This is a genomic window from uncultured Abyssibacter sp. (assembly GCF_964000955.1).
In the GTDB taxonomy this organism is placed as follows: Bacteria; Pseudomonadota; Gammaproteobacteria; order Nevskiales; family OUC007; genus Abyssibacter.
In genome coordinates, this window is the sequence record NZ_CAXFCL010000244.1 from 1 (window position 1) to 20,752 (window position 20,752).

The window sequence follows — 20,752 nt, forward strand, 5'->3', positions numbered from 1 at the left end:
AGACACCAGGGCACCGGCCGCGCCCAGCGACGCCGCCTTACGCAGAAAGGCATGACCGTCGAAACGCTCTCCCTTGAGCGCGACATACAAGTCCTGCGGCCGCAGATTCCGGGTGTCCTGCGTCACGCCGTTGAACCGCACGGAGGGCCCATGCAGCGTGCCGCCGACGGCGCCCGCGACCCAGTCAAGCGTGTCCACGTGCAGCCTCCAGGCCGGAGTCGCCATGCAGGATCTGCGACACCATGCCGCGATCGGAGAACGGTCGGCGCTCGGTGCCGATGATCTGTTCGGTCTCGTGTCCCTTGCCGGCGATCAGGACGATATCTCCGGCCCGCGCCTCGTCGATCGCGGAGCGGATCGCCCGCTCGCGATCGTGTTCGACACGCACATGCCGGCGCTCGCCCATACCCTCGAGAATCGACTGGACGATGTCGAACGGCGACTCGCTGCGCGGGTTGTCGTCGGTCACGACCACGGCGTCGGCCAGCCGGGCCGCCGCGCTACCCATCAGCGCCCGCTTGCCGGTGTCGCGATCACCGCCGCAGCCGAACACGCAGATCAGCCTGCCGTCGCAATGCGGCCGCAGCGAATCCAGCGCATGCGCCAATGCCTGCGGCGTGTGCGCGTAGTCAACAACGGCCAGCGGCCGGTTCGGCGCGGTGAAGCCCTCCATCCGGCCCGGCACGGTGCCAAGCTTGGGCAGCACGCCGACGATGTCATCCAGCGATACGCCGCGATGCTCCAGCACCGCCGCGACGGCGAGCAGGTTGTAGATGTTGAAGCGGCCCAGCAGCCCGCTTTCAACCTCGCGCGAACCCGCCGGAGTCTGCAGGCGAAACCGCAGCCCCCGCGTAGTCAGGCGCACGTCACGGGCCAGCGCGAATGGCCCGCTTCTGGGCGACTCGCCCTCGATACCGTAGACACAGACCGGCAGTTTCGACCGCAGGTCCTCGGCCCAGCTTGCGCCAAGGTCGTCATCGCGATTCAGCACGCCGAGTTGCAGGCTGGGCACGTCGAACAACAGCCGCTTCGCGGCCGCATAGCGCTGCAGGTCACCGTGGTAATCCAGGTGATCGCGACCGACATTGGTCAGGATGCCGACGTCGAACTCCACGCCGGCCACGCGACCCTGATCCAGCGCGTGCGACGAGGTTTCCATGACCATTGCGCGCGACCGGTCATCGACCAGCCGTCGCATCCAGCGCTGGATGCGCACCGCATCCGGCGTCGTGTGGCTGGCCAGCTCCAGCGCATCGACCGGGCCGTAACCCAGCGTGCCCAGATAGCCCGCGGCATCACCCAGGCGGGTCAGCGCATGGGCCAGCAAATAGGCCGTGGAGGTCTTGCCGTCGGTACCGGTGATGCCGACGCAGAACAGCTCCCGCGACGGATGATCGTAATAGCGCGCGGCGATTTCGCCGGCGTGACGCCGAAGCTGCTCGACAGGCCAGACCGGCACGCCGATGTCGGGCGCTTCCACTCCCGGCTCGGGCTCCCACAACACGGCCGCCGCCCCGTGCTTTAGGGCATCGTCCAGGTAGCTCAGCCCGTGTGATTCGAATCCGCTGCAGGCCAGGAACAGGCTACCGTCGCGCACGCGCCGGGAATCGGTCTCCACGCCCCGGACCGACACCGACAAATCCGCGGCCGGCGGCACGAAGCCCTCCAGGATGGAGGCCAGGGACCTCGGCGGCTGTGTGAGCGGGACGATCATGTGCGCGAGGGCTGGTCGGTGGAGGCGGTCAGCGCCTCGGAAGCGGGCGGCTGAAAATCAGCCGGAGGAATGCGCAGCAGACGCGCCGCGCTCTTCATCACGCTGGCGAACACCGGCGCGGCGACCACACCGCCGTAGTAGCCGCCATGCTGCGGCTCATCGATGACCACCAGCCCCACGACCTGCGGGTTGTCAGCGGGCAGCATCCCGGCGAACAACGCCATGTGCGTGTTCTCGTCATAGCCGTCCGCCTTGACCTTGCGCACGGTGCCGGTCTTGCCGGCGACGCGGTAACCGGGCACCGCCGCCCGGTTGGCCGTGCCATCGGGTGCCACCACGCCTTCCAGCCAGTGCCGGACCCGCTGCGCGTTCTCAACGGAGACGACCTGCCGCAGCGGCGGCGGCACCTCGTCCAGCCTGGTGAGCGACAGCGGTCGCAACCGTCCGTCATCAGCCAGGCTGGCGTAGGCACGCCCCAGTTGCAGCGCGGTCACGGCCAGGCCGTAACCGTAGGAAGCGGTCGCGGTCTCGATTTCACCCCATTCGGTGAAATGACGCATGACCCCACTGGCCTCGCCCGGGAAACCGGTGCCGACGGTTTCCGCCAGGCCGAAATCGTTGTAGCCCGACCACACGCCCTCGGCGCCGACATCCAGCCCGATCTTCGCGGCGCCGACCTGGCTGGACTTGCGCAGAATGCCGGCCAGATCCAGCTCGCCATAGCCGCGAAAATCGCGGACCTGGAGGCGACCGACCTTGTAGTAGCCCAGTCCGGTGTCGATCTGGGTACGCCAGTCGACGACGCCGGCATCCATCGCATGGGCGATCAGCAGCGGCTTGACCGTGGACCCCGGCTCGAAGGTGTCGGTGATGACGCGGTTGCGCGCGCCGGCCGTGCCGATCTCCTCACGCCGGTTCGGATTGAAACCGGGCTGGCTCGCCATCGCCAGCACCTCGCCGCTGCGGGGGTCGAGCAGCAGCACCAGACCGCCGCGCGCACCGCTGCGCTCCACCGCGTCCTTGAGCTCGCGATAGGCGACGTATTGCAGGCGCAGATCGATGGACAGATAGAGATCCTCGCCCGGGTCCGGCGGGGTGAACTCGGCCAGATCCTCGACCACGCGACCGGTGCGGTCGCGAATCACGCGACGGCTGCCGGGCGTGCCCTGCAGCCACTCGTCGTAGGCGAGTTCCATCCCTTCCTGACCGCGGTTGTCGATATTGGTCACGCCGACGAGCTGCGAGGCAATCTCGCCGGCCGGATAGAAGCGCCGGTATTCGCGTTGCAGGAACACGCCATCGGCGTCGATCGCCTGCACCCTGCGTGCATCCGCCGGCGCCATGTGCCGCCGGAGGTAGACGAAGCGCCGCGATTCGCGCGCCTGCAGGAAGTCCCGCAGCTCGGCGGGCGTCTGATCCAGCAACCTGGCCACCAGAGGCAGCGCCCGGGTGTCGGCGAGCAAATCCTCCGGCACCGCCCACACCGACTCCACCGGCGCCGACAGCGCCAGCGGCTCGCCGCGCCGATCACGAATCGCAGCCCGACCGGCCGGCACTTCGACCGTGCGCTCGAACCGCTTGGCGCCCTCCGCCTCAAGAAACTCGCGGTCGCGAACCTGCAACTCGAAGGCGCGACCCACCAGTGCCACGACGCCAAAGGCCAGACCCAGCAGAATGGCGCGGGCACGCCAGGGCGAAACCGGCTGCGGCTCGGCGGCTTCCAGTCGATGATTGCCGCGCGCGCGACTCATGGCGTGACCTCCACGGCAACGAAATCAGTGGGTTCCTGCATATCCAGGCGCTCGCGCGCCACACTCTCGACGCGACCGTGCGCAGCCAGTGCAGCCTCTTCGAGTTGCAGCTGCGCCCACTCGGTCTTGAGACGATCGCGTTCCCAGCTCAGCTCCTGCTGAGCGTCCAGCAAGGCGCGACTACGGTGTTTGCTCACCGCAACGGCGATGGCTGTGGTCGCAATCAGCGTCGCGATCACAGCAGTACCCCAGCCCCGGCGCATGGCTCACCTCCGCCGGCGGCGTTCGGCCGCTCGCAAGGTGGCGCTGCGAGCACGCGGGTTCTCGGCAATCTCATCCGGACCGGGTCGCCGCTTGCGGATGACCAGATCCAGCGAGGGTTCAGGACGCGGCGCCGCCGGAACCGGCGGCAGCGGCGGCTCGGCGTACTGCCGCATGAAGCGCTTGACGATCCGGTCTTCCAGCGAGTGGAAGGTGATCACCACCAACCGCCCGCCGTCGGCAAGCACGTCCATGCTCTGCTCCAGCGCCGACTCCAGCGCCTCGAGCTCGCGATTCACGTGCATGCGAATCGCCTGAAAGCTGCGCGTGGCGGGGTGCGACGCACCCGGCTTGCGCCGGACGATGCCCTCGATCAGCGCGGCCAGATCGGCCGTCGTCCGCAGCGGGCGTTCGTCCCTCTGCTGCAGGATGGCGGCTGCGATACGCCGCGACTGGCGCTCGTCGCCGTAGCGCCAGAGCACGTCGGCGATCTCCCGCGCGTCGGCGCGGGCCAGCCACTGCGCGGCCGTCTCGCCAGTCGTGAAATCCATGCGCATGTCCAGCGGACCGGGGCGCATGAAGCTGAATCCGCGCTCGGCGTCGTCCAGCTGCGGCGAGGACACACCGAGGTCGAGCAGGATGCCGTCAACCTGGCCGCTCAAGCCGGCTTCACTCGCCCAGGCGCCCAGGGTCTCGAAACCCCCATGCACCAGACGCAGCCGCGGATCGCCCTTGAACCGGACCCAGCCGGCCTGGCAGGCGGTCGGGTCCTTGTCGAAGGCGATGACCTGGCCACTCGGGCCCAGACGCTCCAGCAGCCCAGCCGTATGCCCGCCCCGACCGAAGGTGCCATCGATGTAGCAGCCGTCCTCGCGCACGCCCATTGCGTCGAGCGCCGCATCGTAGAGCACGGAAATGTGCCGGTTGGATGGCATCAGCGGAGAGACGGAACGTTGCAGAACAGCCGCCATGTCACAGACTCACCTCGGCCAGCGCGGCGTCGAGGTCCTCCGCGGAAACCTGTTCGGGCGACATCGCATCGCGATAAAGCGGCTCGGACCAGATCTCGAGCTTGTTGATCTGCCCCACGATGGCGATGCGCTGCTCCAGCTGGGCGGCCTCGCGCAATTCCGGCGGCACCAGCATGCGGCCCTGCTTGTCCAGCTCGATGTCCTTGGCGTGACCGACGATGCGGCGACGCAGGAATTCAAAGGGCTTGGTCGAGGGCAACGCCTTGAGCTGCGCCTGCACGGAATCCCATTCGGGCAGCGGGTAGAGGACCAGCAACCGATCTTCCGGCTTGGCCGGAAGCGTGATCTTCAGGCGGGCACCGCACAGTTCGGACAGGGGCTGGCGATAGCGAGCCGGCAAGGCCACGCGCCCCTTTGCGTCCATTGTCAGCAGGTCTGTCCCGCTGAAACTGATCATTGCGATGTCCTCGTCCCGGTGACCGGGAGGAATTGTTAACCCACAATTCCCCACTTCGAACCATTTGCGGGACTATAGGAGCCACCACAGGGCGAGTCAAGGTGAAATCACAGTGAAAATGCTGTGGGAAACCACAGCTAAAACAGGGATTTAGAGCACAGCGTTGGCACGGCGCATGGCTCAACACATGAACCGTAAAACAACGACTTAACGGAGTATCCTAAAGTGGATACGCACCGAGATCCACGCGAGAAATCCCGCGCGGGTGGTGAAAGGTGGGGAATCTTTCCGACAAGCGGTGCGCGGTGGAGGGGTGAGTCACACCGGGCCGTTGAGAAAACGGAGTCGGCCGATAAGCCGGGTTCTGTCGAGAGCAATCATTCATCTGGGATCCGCGTCGCCACGGACCTCAAGCAGCCTACCCGGGAACAGCGCGGGCCACGCCTGTGGTTCCCCTATTTGGCCTTGCTCCGGGTGGGGTTTACCGTGCCGCTTCCGTTGCCGGTCGCGCGGTGCGCTCTTACCGCACCGTTTCACCCTTGCCTGTGCGCCACCGAAGTGGGCCATCGGCGGTCTGTTCTCTGTTGCACTGGCCGTCGGCTCACGCCGCCCAGGCGTTACCTGGCACCCTGCCCTGTGGAGCCCGGACTTTCCTCCACACGCAAGCGTGCAGCGATTGCCTGGCCGACTCCGGCGCGCATGGTATCGCAAACGCCGCAGCGGCAATCGTGAAACCTGTCAGTCCGCCGCGTCCCGCTTCAGCTCCAGCGCCCGCTGATACAGCGCGTTGCGCGGCTGACCGGAAATCTCAGCCGCCAGACCCGCCGCCTGCTTGGTGGGCAGACGGTCCAGCAGCAAGCCCAGCAGACGGTCGACATCGATGACCGACTCCGCATCCGCCTCCGGACAACCGCCAACAACCAGGACCATCTCGCCGCGCACGGCATCCGGATGCACGGAGGGCCACGCCACCAGGTCGCCCAGCGTGTCGCCGACGAATTCCTCGAAGCGCTTGGTCAACTCCCGCGCCAACCACGCCGGTCGGCTATCGCCGAACTGCTCGGCCATCGCTTCCACGCAGTCCGCAATTCGATGCGGCGCCTCGAAAAACACCATGGTCCGCCGCTCGTTGCGCAGCGACTCCAGCGCCTGGCGCCGCGGACCGGGCTTGGCAGGGAGGAAGCCCTCGAACACGAAACGATCAGTGGGCAGCCCGGTAGCGCAGAGCGCGGCAAGAACGGCGCTCGGACCCGGGATCGGCACCACCGGACACCCGCGTCCCCGCACCGCGCGCACCAGCCGGAAACCGGGATCGCTGACCAGCGGCGTTCCTGCATCGGAGATGAGCGCGACCGCCTCGCCCTCCGCAATCCGGTTGGCGATGGCCTCCGCCTGCTCCCGCTCGTTGTGGTCGTGAAGCGCGCGCATGGGCACCCTGACGCCGATATGCGCCAGCAGCCGCTGACTGGTGCGGGTGTCTTCCGCACAGATCAGATCGACCCCGGCCAGCACCGCGGACGCGCGGGGTGACAGGTCGCCGAGGTGACCGATGGGCGTGGCCACGACATAAAGGCGACCGGGTTCGACGGCGAAATCCTCGGGCACTGGGTACACTTCGCGGATGAATCTGCGCGCACCTTACCCGATTTGCCTGGCGGGCCTGGCCGCCCTGTGTCTCGCCGCCTGCTCGACCACCCCGGTCCCGGCGCCATCGCCCACCGTCAACGCGCCGGCAGTCGAACTCGGCCCCGCCGAGCGGGCAGCCCGGCTGATGCAGCAGGCGGCCGGGGCCGGCGTGTCGCAAGGCAGCCAGCTGCGACTGCAGGCTGCCGAGCTGTACGTCCAGGCACAGGACACCGGTTCCGCCGTTCGCGCGCTGACCGGGGTGGACACGAGCGCCCTACCCGCCGAACAGCGCGTCCTTCCGGACATCCTGCGTGCGGAAATCGCCTTGCAGCAGGGCCATCCACTGCCGGCGCTCAATGTGCTGCCGCCACCCTCACCCACCTACCGTCCGCAGTACAACGACCGCATCCAGTCGGCATATGCGGAAGGCCTGTTCCAGATCGGGGACCTTCCCTACGCCGTCGAGGCGCTGGTCCAGCGCGAGGCCTACCTGACGAACCCGGAGGACGTCACGGCGAATCGTGAACAGCTTTGGGATCGCCTGATGCAGGCACCGCTGGCGCCAGCCATGTTCGAGCGCGCCCAAGCCCTGGACCCCACGACGCAGGGCTGGCTGGAGCTGGCGCGGCTCGCGCGATCGGTGTGGAGCGACCCGGCGGCACGCCAGAACGCCGCCGCGCAGTGGCGTGAGCAGCATTTCGGACATCCCGCCGCGGATCGCTACCTTGGCGAGGCGATGGGCCGCGCGGCGGAGACCGCCACACCGCCGGCGCGCATCGCGCTGCTGCTGCCACAGACGGGCCCTTACGCCGCTCCCGGGCAAGCGGTGCGCGACGGCTTCATGGCGGCATGGATGCTGGGCGGTGGCTTTGGCGAGGTCCATGTATTCGACACGGGCTCGGGCGATGTCTTCGCGACCCTGCAGGCGGCGCTGGCGCTGTCCCCCGACATCATCGTCGGCCCGCTGCGCAAGGACGCCGTGGACACGGTGACGAATGCCGTCACCGGTGGTGTCCCGGTGCTGGCGCTGAACCAGGCCACCGACACCGGTCGGGCCATCGGTCGCAAGTACCAGTTCGCGCTCAGCCCCGAGGAAGAGGCCCGGCAGATCGCGGACAAGGCCTTCGACCTCGGCCTCAAGCGCGTCATCGCCCTGGTGCCGGAATCCGACTGGGGCGCACGATCCATGCTCGCGATGGCCGAACGGCTGCAGGCGCGGGGCGGCAGGGTGCTGGCATCACGAACCTATGACCCCAACGCCCGCGACTTCTCCGGTCCGATTCGCGACGTCCTCCAGCTCGACGCAAGTCGCGACCGCCACCGCGAGGTGGCCCGGGCACTCGGCTTCCGGCCCGAATTTCAGCCACGACGCCGCAACGATGTCGACTTCGTGTTTCTCGCCGCGCCGGCGCAAACGGCCCGGGCGATCAAGCCGCAGCTGCGCTTTCACTTCGCCAGCGACCTGCCGGTCATCGCGACCTCACAGGTTTTCGACGGACAGCCGGACGCGCAGCGCGATGCTGATCTGGAAGGCATCCTCTACCCGGAGATCCCGTGGATTCTGGACGACAGTGGAGCGATTGCGGATGTGCGCAAGCAGGTCGAGACACTGTGGCCCAGCGTGCACGCGAGATTTCCCCGCCTCTACGCGTTCGGGTTCGACGCCTACCGACTGCTGCCGGCTCTCTCCAATGACGGACTCGCCTCGGGACCGCTGATCGATTCGGCAACAGGGCAACTCTACGTTCGTCCGGACGGCACGGTGGGCCATCGGCTCCAATGGGCTCAGTTCGAGCGCGGCGTGCCCGTACCGCTGCCGCCCGAAGCCGACACGCCTTGATCGGACGACTGCGCCGCGGCGCGGCGGCCGAAACCCGGGCGGAGCGCTGGCTGGCGGGCCAGGGCCTGCGCCGCCACGATCGGAACGTGCGGTGCCGACTCGGCGAAATCGATCTGATCATGCGCGATGGTGATACGTTCGTGATGATCGAGGTTCGACAGCGCTCCAGCGCGTCGTTCGGCGACGCCGCCGCGACGGTGACACGGCACAAGCAGCGGCGGCTGATCGCCGCCACACGCTGGTGGCTCAGCCACAACCCCGAGCACGCCGCCGCCCCGATCCGGTTCGACGTGGTCGCGATCGACGGCGGACCCGCCGAAGAGCGCATTCAGTGGATCAAGGCCGCATTCGACGCCGAGTGACGCGGAAACACGGCCTCAAGGGGATATCGACCGACAGCACAGCCACGCGGGCCAGAACGCACTCACCAATCTGGCAATCCCGGGCGGGCCCGGGACCCGATTCGGACTACTTGACGACCTTCAGGTGGCCACGCCGCGTGCCCTTGCCACCGGCATCATCATCGGGCTCGGGCGTGTCGGGCGGAGTCGGCGGTTCCCCGTCGGGCGGTGGATCGCCATCGTCCAGCCCCTGGAGCATCATGCCCTCGCCATTCTCACGGGCGTAGATCGCAAGCACGGACTGCACCGGCACCCAGACGGACATGGCCCGCCCGCTGAATCGAGCCTCGAACGAGATGCCCTCGTTCTCCAGACTCAGCGCTCGGACCGCCGATGGGCTGATGTTGAGGACGATCTTGCCGTCCTGCGCATAGCCGGGCGGCACCTGTACGCCCTCGACGGCGATGTCGACCAGCAGATGCGGCGAAAAGTCGTTGTCCACGAGCCAGTCATACATGGCCCGGATCAGATAGGGACGCCGCGAGGTGGTCACAACAAAGAGGGGGAACCGGCTCTCACGAGCTAATCCTGAAACCCTTCCTCAATCTCGGTGAGGCTCGCCTTGAATGCCGGTCGCGCGAACAGACGCTGGGCATACTCGTTCAGGTTCTCGGCGGAGGCCGGCATCTTCACGCCCAGCGTGTTCAGACGCCACAGCACGGGTGCCATCGCGCAATCCACCAGGCTCAGGTCGGCGCCCAGGAAATACTTGCGCCGCCCCATGCTCGTCGCCAGCCCGGTGAGGCCGGAGAGCAGCGTCTTGCGTGCCGCACGCACCTTGGCCGCCGATCCGTTCTCGATGATGTCCGCCATCTTGTAGAACTCGCCGCGGATTTCCTCGATGGCCTGCCTCGCCGCAGCACGCTCGGCGGGATCAATGGGCATCAGCGGCGGGTGCGGGAAGCGTTCGTCGATGTACTCGACGATCGTGCGCACATCGGTCAGCACCAGTTGCCGATCGATGAGGACCGGCAACTCGCTCGCGGTATCGACCTTGAGATGCACCAGATCCTCGTTGTCGTCACCCGGCCTCAGATACTCGATGTTGACGTTGGCGAGATTTTTCTCGCGCACAACCAGCCGCACCAGATGGGACAGCAGTCCGGATGGCCGGGAAAAGATCGTGAGGTAGGCTCGACGACTGGCGAGCACGGCGCTTTCACTCATGGGAGAGCCTCAGTGGACATCCTTCCAGTACTCGCGCTTGAGCAGCCACGAGAGGATGAACAGCACGATCAGGTAACCGATGACCTTGAAGCCCAGTGCGTGACGATCCCGCTTGCCGGGCTCGGCCGCATAGGCCAGGAAGTTGGTCAGATCGCCCACGGCCGCACGGAATTCCGCCTCGTCCAGCTCACCCGGCTCGATCTCGACAAAGGCCGGCTCGTGACTGCCGCCATGCCCCCCATCCGACTCACCGTCGTGGTGGTCCATGGCCTTCCAGCCTTCCAGCGTCGCAAGCACGTTCGGCATCGACGCACCCGGCAGCACCAGGTTGTTGACGCCCATCGGCCGCGACTCGTCCACGTAGAACGTCAGCAGGTAGCTGTAGATCCAGCTGGGCCCACGCGACCGGGCCGTCAGGCTCAGATCGGGTGGCGCCTGCCCGAACCATGTCGAGGCCGGTTCGCTGGGCATGGCCGTATTGATGTGCTCGCCGGGCTTGGCACCGGTGAAGATCAGGTTCTCGGTCAGCAGATCCTCGGGGATCTCCAGATCCTCGGCCATGCGGTTGTAGCGCAGGTACTCCAGGCCATGACAGCCCGAGCAGTAGTTCATGAACAACTTGGCGCCGCGCTGCAGCGATGCCTCGTTACCGAGTTCCGGCGAGTAGTGGTATGGCAGTGCGCCGCCTCCAGCGGCGAACAGCGGCGCCGACGCGAGCAAGGCGCCGACGGTGACGATGCGTAGGATCATTGGCTTCATGTCAGTGCGCATCCGTGACGCGATCCGGGACAGGCTTGGTGGAGTCCAGCTTGGAGATCAGCGGCAAACCGAGGAAGAAGGCGAAGTAGATCACCGTGCCCGCGCGGGCCAGGTTGGTCTTCACCGTCGTCGGCGCCTCGGTGCCCAGCCAGAACATCATCATCGTCGCCAGCGTGAAGATCGCCAGCGAGATCTTGAACAGCGGCCCCTTGTAGCGAATCGACTTCACCGGACTGCGGTCCAGCCAGGGCAGGAAGAACAGGATCAACACGGCCGCGGCCATGACGATCACGCCCCCCAGCTTCGACGGCACCGCACGCAACATTGCGTAGAAGTGCGCGAAGTACCACACCGGCGCGATGTGATCCGGCGTCACGGCGGGGTTGGCTTCCACGAAGTTCGGCGCTTCGATGAAGTAGCCTCCACCCTCGGGCATAAAGAACAGCACCACCGAGAACAGGATCAGGAAGAACACCACACCCATGACGTCCTTGACCGTGTAATACGGGTGGAAAGGAATACCGTCCTTGGGAATGCCGTTCTCGTCCTTGACCTTCTTGATCTCGACGCCATCGGGGTTGTTCGAACCGACTTCGTGCAGCGCCATCAGATGCGCGATGACCAGGCCGACCAGCACGAAGGGCAATGCGACCACGTGCAGCGAGAACAGGCGGTTGAGCGTGGCATCCGACGGGACGTAGTCACCCTGAATCCAGACCACCAGGTCCGGACCGATGACCGGGATCGCCCCGAACAGCGAGATGATCACCTGCGCGCCCCAGTAGGACATCTGACCCCAGGGCAGCACGTAGCCCATGAAGGCCTCGGCCATCAGACACACATAGATCAGGCAGCCGAAGATCCAGATCAGCTCACGCGGCTTGCGGTGCGAGCCGTAGATCAGACCACGGAACATGTGCAGGTACACGACGACGAAGAACGCCGATGCGCCGGTCGAGTGCATGTAGCGAATGATGTCGCCCCAGGGCACGTCGCGCATGATGTACTCGACGCTGCCGAACGCGAGCGCGGCGTCGGGCTTGTAGTGCATCGCCAAGAAAATGCCGGTCAGCAGCTGGTTGACCAGCACCAGCATCGCCAGCGAGCCGAAGAAGTACCAGAAATTGAAGTTCTTCGGCGCGTAGTACTCGGCGACGTGATCCTTCCACAGCTTGGTCAGCGGGAAGCGGTCGTCGATCCAGCCGAGAAAGCCGGTCGTCTTGTGGGGGTTGGCCTGGATGCCCATGTTACGCGGCCTCCGTGTCTTCGCCGATGATGATCACCGCATCCGATTCGTAGCGATGCGGCGGCACTTCCATGTTCAGCGGTGCGGGCACGCCCTTGTAGACGCGGCCGGCCAGATCGAACTTGGAACCGTGACAGGGGCAGAAGAACCCGCCCATCCACTCACCGGGAACATCGGCCGCATCCGCATCGGGACGGTACAGCGGGGAACAGCCCAGATGCGTGCAACGCCCGATCATGACCAGCAGTTCCGGCTTGATCGATCGCGTCTCGGCGTCCACGTATTCCGGCTGCTGCGGCTGCTCGGACTGCGGGTCACGAAGCTCACCGGTCAGCTTGGGCAGCGTGCCGAGCATGCGCTCGTTCCGCTTGACCACCCAGACCGGGCTTCCGCGCCACGTGTACGTGATGCGAGCGCCTTCTTCGATCTTGCTGACGTCGGCCTTGACCGGCGCACCCAGTGCCTTGGCACGGGCGCTCGGCTTGAAGCTCGCGAGGAAGGGAACGGCGGCCGCCGCGGCTCCTGCGCCGCCGACCACCGAGGTTGCAAGCGTGAGGAACCGACGCTTCCCCGCGTCCACGCCCTCGTCTTTCACCTGGCTCATGCTGCCCCTAATTGATTGACAACTTGAATAGACAAAGCTGAATTGACCACGCAATTGGCGCCTGGCGGCGTGGCCCAGCACACCGGAAGACGGCGTGTGCACACGGGAGGTGCCGGTTGCTCAGGCAGTGCGCGAGTATAGCACAGCGACCACACACTCAGTCCGACCACCGGCCGCTTGAATACCTACCAGCGGTGTCACGCATTGCCCCCTCGCGCACGAGCCGAATCGGCGTGCGCGGTCAGCCCCTCGACATCGGCGAAATGCCCCGCCAACGGCGCCAGCCGGGTCGCCGCCGCCGGGCTGGCCTGGATCAGGCTGGTCCGCTTCTGGAAATCGTGCACACCCAGCGGCGACGAGAACCGCGCGCCGCGCCCGGTCGGCAGCACATGATTCGGCCCGGCGCAGTAGTCGCCAAAGGCCTCGGGCGTGTGCCGCCCCATGAAGATGGCGCCCGCGTGGCGGATGCCGGGCAGCAGGACGTCGGGATCGGCTACCGACAGCTCCAGATGCTCCGGCGCCAGGCGGTTCGCGACCTCGGCCGCCTGCTCCAGCGACTCGACATGGATTAGCGCGCCGCGCGCCGCCAGCGACTGGCGGATGATGCGCTCGCGCGACTGTTCGCTCGCCATCACATCCGCCCGCTCGCGAACCCGCCGCAGGTAGTCGGCGTCCGGGCAAACCAGCATCGCCTGCGCGTCCTCGTCATGCTCGGCCTGGGAAAACAGATCAAGCACCGTCCAGTCGACATCCGTCTGCCCGTCGCAGATCACGAGAATCTCCGAAGGCCCCGCCAGCTTGTCGATGCCCACTGTGCCGAACACATGGCGCTTGGCCGCGGTCACGTAGGCGTTGCCCGGCCCGACGATCTTGTCCACGGCGGGCACGGTGTCCGTGCCGTAGGCCATGGCCGCGACCGCCTGCGCCCCGCCGATGCAGAACGCGTGGTCGACGCCGACCAGATGCGCGGCCGCGAGCACCCACGGGTTGATCTGGCCGTCCGGCGTCGGCGCGACCATGACCAGTTCGCCCACGCCAGCCACGCGAGCCGGGACGGCATTCATCAGCAGCGACGACGGATAACTGGCCTTGCCGCCAGGGACGTAAAGCCCGGCGCGGTCCAGTGGCGTGACCTGCTCGCCCAGTTCGCAGCCGATGTCGTCGGTGATCCGCCAGCTGGTCGCAACCTGCTGTTCGGCGAAGCGCACCAGCCGCTCGTGGGTCCGCACCAGCGTGTCGCGGGCCTCGGCGCTCAGCGCCTCGAAGGCCTCGCGCATCGCCTCCGGCGTCAGCCGCAATGCGCCCAGGTCGGTGAGATCGTCACGCCGGTCGAAACGACGTGTGTACTCCAGCACCGCCGCGTCGCCGCGTTCGCGCACATCCCGGCAGATCGCCTCCGCGGTCTCGCGAACCTCGGGGCGCTCGGCGGCGTCGCTGGTGGCCAGCGCGTCGACCCGTTCCCAGAAGTCGGCATCCGAAGCCGCGATGGTCTGAATCTCAAGCATCGGCCGTCACCTTGGCCAACTGGTCGATCAGCCGCTGCACCTCGCCATGCTTCATCTTCATCGCGGTCTTGTTGACGATCAGCCGCGAGCTGATGTCCGCGACCGGTTCCAGCGGCTCCAGACCGTTGGCGCGCAGCGTGTTGCCGGTGTCGACCAGATCGACGATGGCGTCGGGGAGACCCACCAGCGGCGCCAGTTCCATCGAACCGTACAGCTTGATCAGCTCCACCTGCCGACCCTGCGCCGCGAAGAAGCGCCGGGTGGTCTCGACATACTTCGTCGCCACCCGCAGGCGCCGCTGCCCCACGTCCAGACAACCCGGCCGCCCGGCGACCATCAGCTTGCATCGCGCGATGTTCAGGTCCAGCGGTTCGTAGACCGCGTCGCCACCGTGCTCCATCAGCACATCCTTGCCGGCGACGCCGATATCCGCGGCGCCATGCTCGACGAAGGTCGGCACGTCCGAGGCACGGATGACGATCAGCTTGGCGTCACCGCGGCGGGTCTCGAAGATCAGCTTGCGACTGGTATGCGGGTCCTCGATCGGCTCGATACCCACCGTCGCCAGCAGCGGCAGTGTGTCCTTGAGAATGCGTCCCTTGGAGAGAGCGATCGAAAGCATGGGTCAGACCCGTCAGCAGCAAATCAGGAAATACGCCGGATGATCGCACCGAGCTGGGAGAGTTTCTCCTCGATGCATTCGTAACCGCGGTCGATGTGATAGATGCGATCGACCACGGTTTCGCCTTCCGCGGCCAGCGCGGCGATGACCAGACTGGCGGAGGCGCGCAGGTCGGTGGCCATCACCGGCGCGGCGCGCAGGCGATCGCGACCACGGACGATGGCCGTGTGCCCCTCCAGCTTGATGTCGGCACCCATGCGCTGAAGCTCCAGCGCATGCATGAAGCGGTTCTCGAAAATCGTCTCGGTGATCGTGCCGACTCCGTCGGCCACGGCATTCAACGCCGTGAACTGCGCCTGCATGTCGGTCGGAAACGCCGGGTGCGGTGCGGTGTGAATATTCACGGCGCGCGGGCGACGGCCCTGCATGTCCAGCGTAATGCTGGTGTCCGTGGTGTCGATCACCGCGCCGGCGGCTTCCAGCTTGAGCAGCACCGCATCCAGCAGCGTCGGATCGGTATCGCGCACGTGGACCCGGCCGCGCGAGATCGCGCCGGCGACCAGGAAGGTGCCCGTCTCGATGCGATCGGGCAGCACGCGATGCTCCGCCCCATGCAGCGATTCGGCGCCGCGAATGCGGATGGTGCTGGTACCCGCTCCCTCGATCTGCGCACCCATCGCCTGGAGGCAACGGGCCAGGTCGACGACCTCCGGCTCGCGGGCTGCGTTCTCCAGCAGCGTTTCCCCTTCAGCCAGGCAGGCCGCCATCATGAGGTTCTCGGTGCCAGTCACCGTCACCGTCTCCATGACAATGCGGGCGCCCTTGAGGCGACCGGCGCGGGCATCGATGAATCCGGCGTCGACATCGATATCCGCACCCATCGCCTGCAAGCCGGCAATGTGCAGATCCACCGGCCGCGAACCGATGGCGCAACCGCCCGGCAGCGCGACACGCGCGGCGCCATGGCGCGCCAGCAGCGGCCCCAGCACCAGAATCGACGCCCGCATGGTCTTCACCAGCTCATAGGGCGCCTCGTGCGAATCCAGCGTCTGCGCGTGGACGCGCACGCCGTACTGGTCGGTGATGGTGACGTCCGCGCCGAGGCGGGCCAGCAACCGGTTGGTCGTGGTCACGTCCTCCAGATGCGGGACGTTGTGCACCATCAGCGGCTCGTCGGTGAGCAGCGCGGCGCAGAGAATCGGCAACGTGGCGTTCTTGGCGCCCGACGCGCGGACCTCGCCGTCCAGCGGGCCATTGCCGGTGATCGCTAATTTGTCCATGTGGCGACCGCGCTCAGTTCGGCGCGCGCGTGCGCAGTTGCAGGGCGTGAATCTCCGTGCCCATGCGATCGCCCAGCGTGGCATAGACCATGCGGTGGCAGGCCACGACGGACTGCCCGGCGAAGGACGGAGAGATCACCGTCGCCTGAAAATGCTGACCGTCGTCGCCGATCACCTCGACCTGCGCGTCCGGCAGTCCGGCCTCGATCAGGGTCTTGATTGTCAGTGCATCCATGAAATCACCGATCGCCTAGCTGCGAATCTTGTAGCCGGTGCGCAGCATTTGCAGTGCCACGCCCGACAGCAGTACGAAAAACAGGATCACCACGCCGACGGAGTGGCTGATGGGAGCGTCCGCGACACCGAAGAACCCGTAGCGGAACCCGTCGATCATGTAGAAGAACGGGTTGAAGCGGGACGCATGCTCCCAGAACTCCGGCAGCGAATGAATCGAGTAGAACACGCCGGAGAGAAAGGAGAAGGGCATGATGAAGAAGTTCTGGAAGGCCGCCAGATGGTCGAACTTCTGCGCCAGAATGCCCGCGATCAGCCCGAGCACGGCCAGGCAGGCCGCCGACAGGATCAGCATGGCAATCGCGGCGAGCGGCGCCTGCAACGGCAGCGGGATGAACAGCCAGCCCACCGCGTAAAGCGCCGCGGCCACGCAGGTCGCCCGAACGATCGCCGCGGCGACGAAGGCGACGAAGATCTCCGCCGCCGACAACGGCGCGAACAGCAGGAACACCAGGTTGCCCATGATCTTCGACTGCGTCAGCGACGACGAGGTGTTGGCGAAGGCGTTCTGGATGATGCTCATCATCACCAGACCGGGAATCAGGAACGCGGTGTAACCCACACCCGGATACACGTTGACCCGGTCCTCCAGCACGTGCTGGAACACCAGCAGATACAGCACGGCCGTGATCACCGGCGCCAGCACAGTCTGGCCGATGACGCTCAGGAAGCGGCGGACTTCCTTCTGGAACAGCGTCCAGGTACCGCGCGGATTGAAGCGTCTGGCCAGCGCGGCCTGATCGACCGGGCTATTCATCGGAATCTCCCGTCAGCTCGACGAAAATGTCCTCGAGACTGGGCTCGCGGGTGTGGACATCGGTGACACGGAACCCGGCGTCACGCAAACCGTCCAGCACATCGGCCACCGAATCCTGCCCCCGGGTCAGCCGCAGCTCCAGCTCGTCGTTGTCACGCGCGCAGACCAGCCGCTCGATCGCCGGCGGAACCGTGCCCGGGCCATCGATGGACAGTCGCAGGAAGCGGAACGGATGGCGCGCCAGGAAATCGCCGGTCTTCTCCAGCGCCTTCAGCTCACCGTGGTCCATGATGGCGATGCGCTCGCAGAGCGCCTCCGCCTCTTCAAGATAGTGAGTGGTCAACACGATGGTGTGACCGGCGGCGTGCAGCTCCCGGGTGAATTCCCACAGCGTCCGGCGCAGCTCCACGTCCACACCGGCCGTGGGCTCGTCGAGAATCACCACCGGCGGACGATGCACCAGTGCCTGCGCGATCAACACGCGCCGCTTCATGCCGCCGGACAGCTGGCGGATGCTGGCCTCGCACTTGTCGGTCAGGTCCAGGCGTTCCAGCAATTCCTCGATCCAGGGCCAGGCCTCGCGACCGCAGCCGAAGTAACCCGCCTGAATGCGCAGAATGTCCCGCACGGAAAAGAACGGGTCGTAGACGATTTCCTGGGGCACCACACCCAGCGATTGACGAGCCGGGCGAAACGCACCGACCACGTCATGCCCCATCACAGACACATGCCCCCCGCTGGCACGCACCAGTCCCGCCGTGATGTTGATCAGGGTCGATTTGCCGGCGCCGTTGGGGCCCAGCAGGCCGAAGTACTCGCCCTGCTCGATCCCGAAGCTCACGCCCTTGAGCGCGTGCAAGGCGCCGTAGCGTTTTTCCACGCCCTCGACACGAATCGCTTGGGTCATTCCGCTGGGTTACCGTGGGAAAAGGCCGCGCATTATACGGACCGGCCGTTCCCTGTCTTGTGACGCACGGACATTGAAGAATCATGTCGACGCGCATCGTCTGGCTCCGGCGCGACCTTCGCCTTTCGGACAACCCGGCACTGACCCACGCCGCCGCCCGCTGCGAGCGGCTGCTGATCCTCTATATCCATGCCCCGGACGAAGAGGCGCCCTGGGCTCCGGGCGGCGCCAGCCGCTGGTGGCTGCATCATTCGCTGGAACGTCTGTCCGACGCCCTGCGCGACGCCGGCTCCGAGCTGGTCATACGCCGCGGCCCCAGCCTGGAGGTCCTGCGAGAGTGCATCGACGCGACGGGAGCGGACGCCGTTTGCTGGAACCGGCTCTACGACCCGGCGACCCGGGAGCGCGACGGCCGGATCAAGCAGGCGCTGCGCGACGATGGCGTGGAGACGCGCAGCTTCAACGCGGCCCTGCTCGCCGAACCCTGGACCGTGGAAACGGGCAGCGGCGGCCCGTACCGCGTGTTCACACCGTTCTGGAAAGCCATCCGCGAAGACATCGGCGCGCTATCGCCCGCCCCCGTCCCGACGCTGCCACCGCCGCCGGACATTCCCAGCGAACCATTGGCCAGCCTGGAGCTGCTGCCAACGCTGAACTGGGCGGACGACTTCTCCCGACACTGGACACCAGGCGCCGACGGCGCGCGCCAGCGGCTGGACGGATTCCTCACCGACTCGCTGGAGCACTACGCCGACGGCCGCGACATCCCCTCGCAGGACCTGACATCCGGCCTGTCACCCCACCTGCATTTCGGCGAGATCGGGCCACGCGAGGTGCTCGCGGCCACCCGGGCGACGAGCAGCGACGACGGCCGCACGCGCAGCGCGAAGAACGCGGACAAGTTCCTGTCCGAAGTGGCCTGGCGGGAGTTCGCGCATCACCTGCTGTTCCATTTTCCGCACACCACCGAAGCGGTCATGAACCCCCGCTTTCGCCAATTCTCCTGGGACGGAAACGCGCAGGATCTGGACGCCTGGCAACGTGGCCGCACCGGCATCCCCATCGTCGACGCGGGGATGCGCCAGCTCTGGCGAACCGGGTGGATGCACAATCGCGTCCGGATGATCGTCGGCAGCCTGCTGACCAAGAACCTGCGCCACCACTGGCTGGAAGGCGCCCGCTGGTTCTGGGACACGCTGGTCGATGCCGATCTGGCGAACAATACGCTGGGCTGGCAGTGGATCGCCGGCTGCGGTGCCGACGCCGCGCCCTATTTCCGCATTTTCAATCCGGTGTCGCAGGGCGAGAAATTCGACGCCGACGGTGACTACGTCCGGCGCTTCGTGCCCGAACTCGCCCGGCTGCCGAACCGGTATGTTCACGCACCGTGGTCGGCACCGGCCGACGTGCTCCGGGCCGCGGCGCTGCGACTGGGGCACGACTACCCGTTGCCCATCGTCGACCTCAAGGCCAGTCGCCAGGCCGCACTGGCCGCCTACGACGCGGTCAAGGGCTGATCGCCAATTCCGTTCACGCACGCGCGAACACCCAGGTTCGCTATCATTCGCGGCCCATCTGCCCGCCCAGGCCTCCGTTTGGACCCCACACTGCTGCTCAGCGTCGGCGCCATCGCCATTGGCTTCGTGCTTCTGATCTGGGGCGCGGACCGCTTCATCGCCGGCGCCGCCGCCCTGGCGCAGGATCTGGGCGTGCCCAAGTTGCTGGTCGGACTGACCGTGGTCGGACTGGGCACGTCGGCGCCGGAAATGTTCGTGGCCGCGGTCGCCTCGTTGCAGGGCAAGACCGGCCTGGCGATCGGCAATGCCATCGGATCGAACATCACCAACATCGCGCTGATTCTCGGAGTGACGACACTGGTCATGCCGCTGGTCATCCAGAGTTCGGTACTCAAGCGCGAGTTGCCCGTGGTGTCGGTGGTCTGCGTGGCCGCGGTTCTGCTGATGGCGGATGGCCACCTCGGCCGATTCGACGGCACCGTGCTGGTCGTGGGCCTGGTCGCGGTGCTGATCTGGATGGCGCGCATGGCCAAGGCGGGAGTGCCGGCGAGCGGTGGCGACGAACTCGCGCTGGATGTTCCGGAAAAGGCACCGATGGGGCGCGCGCTGTTCTGGACCCTCGTCGGACTGGTGCTGCTGCCGCTGTCCTCGCAGCTGCTGGTCTGGGGCGCGGTCAATCTGGCCAACGCGTTCGGTATCAGCGAACTGGTCATCGGATTGACGATCGTCGCGCTGGGCACGAGTCTCCCCGAATTGGCGGCGTCGGTGGCGGGCGCGCTCAAGGGCGAACCGGAGATCGCGCTGGGCAACGTCCTCGGCTCCAACATCTTCAACCTGCTCGTGGTGCTGGCGATGCCCGCGCTGCTGCACCCCGGCGCCGTCGAGCCCGCCGTGCTCACCCGCGACGGACCGGTCATGCTGGCGTTGACCGGCCTGCTGTATCTGATGTGTATCGGCTGGCGCGGACGGGGACAGATCACACGCATCGAGGGCGGCATGCTGCTCGCGGCCTTCGCGGGCTACGAGGCGCTGCTGCTCATCGCGGGGTAGGACCATGACCACATTGCATCCGG

General features: G+C 66.7%; 22 protein-coding genes and 1 other RNA gene. 4 read left to right on the forward strand and 19 right to left on the reverse strand.

Annotated features, from left to right (window positions below; translation table 11 throughout):
- From ABNS06_RS11810 to rsmI, 8 genes are all read right to left on the reverse strand, one after another.
- A partial coding sequence (locus tag ABNS06_RS11810) for a Mur ligase domain-containing protein (protein ID WP_348674799.1) occupies window positions 1–198 on the reverse strand: 198 nt, incomplete at its 3' end.
- Window positions 185–1,714, reverse strand: coding sequence for a UDP-N-acetylmuramoyl-L-alanyl-D-glutamate--2,6-diaminopimelate ligase (locus ABNS06_RS11815; protein ID WP_348674800.1), 1,530 nt, complete (start codon window positions 1,712–1,714; stop codon window positions 185–187). The genes ABNS06_RS11810 and ABNS06_RS11815, both read right to left, overlap by 14 nt.
- Window positions 1,711–3,465, reverse strand: coding sequence for a penicillin-binding protein 2 (locus tag ABNS06_RS11820; protein WP_348674801.1), 1,755 nt, complete (start codon window positions 3,463–3,465; stop codon window positions 1,711–1,713). Before ABNS06_RS11820 ends, ABNS06_RS11815 begins: the two co-directional genes overlap by 4 nt.
- A complete protein-coding gene (gene ftsL / locus ABNS06_RS11825) occupies window positions 3,462–3,728 on the reverse strand; it encodes a cell division protein FtsL (protein WP_348674802.1) in 267 nt (88 codons plus the stop codon). Before ftsL ends, ABNS06_RS11820 begins: the two co-directional genes overlap by 4 nt.
- A 3-nt stretch (window positions 3,729–3,731) precedes the next feature.
- A complete protein-coding gene (gene rsmH / locus ABNS06_RS11830; RefSeq protein ID WP_348674803.1) occupies window positions 3,732–4,697 on the reverse strand; it encodes a 16S rRNA (cytosine(1402)-N(4))-methyltransferase RsmH in 966 nt (321 codons plus the stop codon).
- A 1-nt stretch (window position 4,698) separates the two neighbouring features.
- Window positions 4,699–5,154 carry a division/cell wall cluster transcriptional repressor MraZ gene (gene mraZ, locus ABNS06_RS11835; RefSeq protein WP_348674804.1) on the reverse strand — a complete coding sequence of 152 codons (456 nt, stop codon included), beginning with the start codon at window positions 5,152–5,154 and terminating at the stop codon, window positions 4,699–4,701.
- Window positions 5,155–5,491: 337 nt separating this feature from the next.
- Window positions 5,492–5,846, reverse strand: an RNA gene (gene rnpB, locus ABNS06_RS11840) — RNase P RNA component class A.
- Between the two features lie 46 nt (window positions 5,847–5,892).
- Window positions 5,893–6,759: a 16S rRNA (cytidine(1402)-2'-O)-methyltransferase gene (gene rsmI / locus ABNS06_RS11845; protein ID WP_348674805.1), complete on the reverse strand. Its 867-nt coding sequence runs from the start codon at window positions 6,757–6,759 to the stop codon at window positions 5,893–5,895.
- Between the two features lie 16 nt (window positions 6,760–6,775).
- Between rsmI and ABNS06_RS11850 the strand changes: the two genes are divergently transcribed.
- Window positions 6,776–8,620 (forward strand): penicillin-binding protein activator, encoded by a 1,845-nt coding sequence (locus ABNS06_RS11850; RefSeq protein ID WP_348674806.1) that lies wholly within the window; start codon window positions 6,776–6,778, stop codon window positions 8,618–8,620.
- Window positions 8,617–8,982 (forward strand): YraN family protein, encoded by a 366-nt coding sequence (locus ABNS06_RS11855; protein ID WP_348674807.1) that lies wholly within the window; start codon window positions 8,617–8,619, stop codon window positions 8,980–8,982. Before ABNS06_RS11850 ends, ABNS06_RS11855 begins: the two co-directional genes overlap by 4 nt.
- A gap of 106 nt (window positions 8,983–9,088) precedes the next feature.
- Here the strand turns inward: ABNS06_RS11855 and ABNS06_RS11860 are convergent, their stop codons facing one another.
- From ABNS06_RS11860 to ABNS06_RS11910, 11 genes are all read right to left on the reverse strand, one after another.
- Window positions 9,089–9,514: a ClpXP protease specificity-enhancing factor gene (locus ABNS06_RS11860; RefSeq protein ID WP_348674808.1), complete on the reverse strand. Its 426-nt coding sequence runs from the start codon at window positions 9,512–9,514 to the stop codon at window positions 9,089–9,091.
- Between the two features lie 29 nt (window positions 9,515–9,543).
- On the reverse strand, window positions 9,544–10,188 hold the full coding sequence (locus tag ABNS06_RS11865) for a glutathione S-transferase C-terminal domain-containing protein (RefSeq protein WP_348674809.1): 645 nt from the start codon (window positions 10,186–10,188) through the stop codon (window positions 9,544–9,546).
- A gap of 9 nt (window positions 10,189–10,197) precedes the next feature.
- Complete coding sequence (locus ABNS06_RS11870) at window positions 10,198–10,947, reverse strand: cytochrome c1 (protein ID WP_348674810.1); 750 nt, start codon at window positions 10,945–10,947, stop codon at window positions 10,198–10,200.
- Between the two features lies 1 nt (window position 10,948).
- Window positions 10,949–12,193 carry a cytochrome bc complex cytochrome b subunit gene (locus tag ABNS06_RS11875; protein ID WP_348674811.1) on the reverse strand — a complete coding sequence of 415 codons (1,245 nt, stop codon included), beginning with the start codon at window positions 12,191–12,193 and terminating at the stop codon, window positions 10,949–10,951.
- A gap of 1 nt (window position 12,194) precedes the next feature.
- Window positions 12,195–12,788, reverse strand: coding sequence for a ubiquinol-cytochrome c reductase iron-sulfur subunit (gene petA / locus ABNS06_RS11880; protein WP_348674820.1), 594 nt, complete (start codon window positions 12,786–12,788; stop codon window positions 12,195–12,197).
- Window positions 12,789–12,994: 206 nt separating this feature from the next.
- Window positions 12,995–14,302, reverse strand: coding sequence for a histidinol dehydrogenase (gene hisD, locus ABNS06_RS11885; RefSeq protein ID WP_348674812.1), 1,308 nt, complete (start codon window positions 14,300–14,302; stop codon window positions 12,995–12,997).
- The gene (hisG, locus tag ABNS06_RS11890; protein WP_348674813.1) at window positions 14,295–14,924 is read right to left on the reverse strand and encodes an ATP phosphoribosyltransferase; all 630 of its coding nucleotides are present in this window, start codon (window positions 14,922–14,924) and stop codon (window positions 14,295–14,297) included. The genes hisD and hisG overlap by 8 nt, the downstream gene beginning before the upstream one ends.
- A 23-nt stretch (window positions 14,925–14,947) precedes the next feature.
- Window positions 14,948–16,204, reverse strand: coding sequence for a UDP-N-acetylglucosamine 1-carboxyvinyltransferase (gene murA / locus ABNS06_RS11895; RefSeq protein ID WP_348674814.1), 1,257 nt, complete (start codon window positions 16,202–16,204; stop codon window positions 14,948–14,950).
- Between the two features lie 13 nt (window positions 16,205–16,217).
- Window positions 16,218–16,439, reverse strand: coding sequence for a BolA/IbaG family iron-sulfur metabolism protein (locus ABNS06_RS11900; protein WP_348674815.1), 222 nt, complete (start codon window positions 16,437–16,439; stop codon window positions 16,218–16,220).
- 15 nt (window positions 16,440–16,454) lie between these two features.
- Complete coding sequence (locus ABNS06_RS11905) at window positions 16,455–17,255, reverse strand: ABC transporter permease (protein ID WP_348674816.1); 801 nt, start codon at window positions 17,253–17,255, stop codon at window positions 16,455–16,457.
- Window positions 17,248–18,162: an ABC transporter ATP-binding protein gene (locus ABNS06_RS11910; RefSeq protein WP_348674817.1), complete on the reverse strand. Its 915-nt coding sequence runs from the start codon at window positions 18,160–18,162 to the stop codon at window positions 17,248–17,250. Before ABNS06_RS11910 ends, ABNS06_RS11905 begins: the two co-directional genes overlap by 8 nt.
- Window positions 18,163–18,245: 83 nt before the next feature.
- Between ABNS06_RS11910 and ABNS06_RS11915 the strand changes: the two genes are divergently transcribed.
- Window positions 18,246–19,679 (forward strand): deoxyribodipyrimidine photo-lyase, encoded by a 1,434-nt coding sequence (locus tag ABNS06_RS11915; RefSeq protein WP_348674818.1) that lies wholly within the window; start codon window positions 18,246–18,248, stop codon window positions 19,677–19,679.
- Window positions 19,680–19,757: 78 nt separating this feature from the next.
- Window positions 19,758–20,729: a calcium/sodium antiporter gene (locus ABNS06_RS11920; RefSeq protein ID WP_348674819.1), complete on the forward strand. Its 972-nt coding sequence runs from the start codon at window positions 19,758–19,760 to the stop codon at window positions 20,727–20,729.
- Window positions 20,730–20,752 lie beyond the last annotated feature (23 nt).

Excerpts from the sequence above, each read along its gene's own strand:
- ABNS06_RS11815 (WP_348674800.1), bottom strand. The coding sequence starts at position 1,714 with ATGATCGTCCCGCTCACACAGCCGCCGAGGTCCCTGGCCTCCATCCTG.
- ABNS06_RS11820 (WP_348674801.1), bottom strand. The coding sequence starts at position 3,465 with ATGAGTCGCGCGCGCGGCAATCATCGACTGGAAGCCGCCGAGCCGCAG.
- ftsL (WP_348674802.1), bottom strand. The coding sequence starts at position 3,728 with ATGCGCCGGGGCTGGGGTACTGCTGTGATCGCGACGCTGATTGCGACC.
- rsmH (WP_348674803.1), bottom strand. The coding sequence starts at position 4,697 with ATGGCGGCTGTTCTGCAACGTTCCGTCTCTCCGCTGATGCCATCCAAC.
- mraZ (WP_348674804.1), bottom strand. The coding sequence starts at position 5,154 with ATGATCAGTTTCAGCGGGACAGACCTGCTGACAATGGACGCAAAGGGG.
- ABNS06_RS11850 (WP_348674806.1), top strand. The coding sequence starts at position 6,776 with ATGAATCTGCGCGCACCTTACCCGATTTGCCTGGCGGGCCTGGCCGCC.
- ABNS06_RS11865 (WP_348674809.1), bottom strand. The coding sequence starts at position 10,188 with ATGAGTGAAAGCGCCGTGCTCGCCAGTCGTCGAGCCTACCTCACGATC.
- ABNS06_RS11870 (WP_348674810.1), bottom strand. The coding sequence starts at position 10,947 with ATGAAGCCAATGATCCTACGCATCGTCACCGTCGGCGCCTTGCTCGCG.
- ABNS06_RS11875 (WP_348674811.1), bottom strand. The coding sequence starts at position 12,193 with ATGGGCATCCAGGCCAACCCCCACAAGACGACCGGCTTTCTCGGCTGG.
- hisD (WP_348674812.1), bottom strand. The coding sequence starts at position 14,302 with ATGCTTGAGATTCAGACCATCGCGGCTTCGGATGCCGACTTCTGGGAA.
- hisG (WP_348674813.1), bottom strand. The coding sequence starts at position 14,924 with ATGCTTTCGATCGCTCTCTCCAAGGGACGCATTCTCAAGGACACACTG.
- murA (WP_348674814.1), bottom strand. The coding sequence starts at position 16,204 with ATGGACAAATTAGCGATCACCGGCAATGGCCCGCTGGACGGCGAGGTC.
- ABNS06_RS11900 (WP_348674815.1), bottom strand. The coding sequence starts at position 16,439 with ATGGATGCACTGACAATCAAGACCCTGATCGAGGCCGGACTGCCGGAC.
- ABNS06_RS11905 (WP_348674816.1), bottom strand. The coding sequence starts at position 17,255 with ATGAATAGCCCGGTCGATCAGGCCGCGCTGGCCAGACGCTTCAATCCG.
- ABNS06_RS11910 (WP_348674817.1), bottom strand. The coding sequence starts at position 18,162 with ATGACCCAAGCGATTCGTGTCGAGGGCGTGGAAAAACGCTACGGCGCC.
- ABNS06_RS11915 (WP_348674818.1), top strand. The coding sequence starts at position 18,246 with ATGTCGACGCGCATCGTCTGGCTCCGGCGCGACCTTCGCCTTTCGGAC.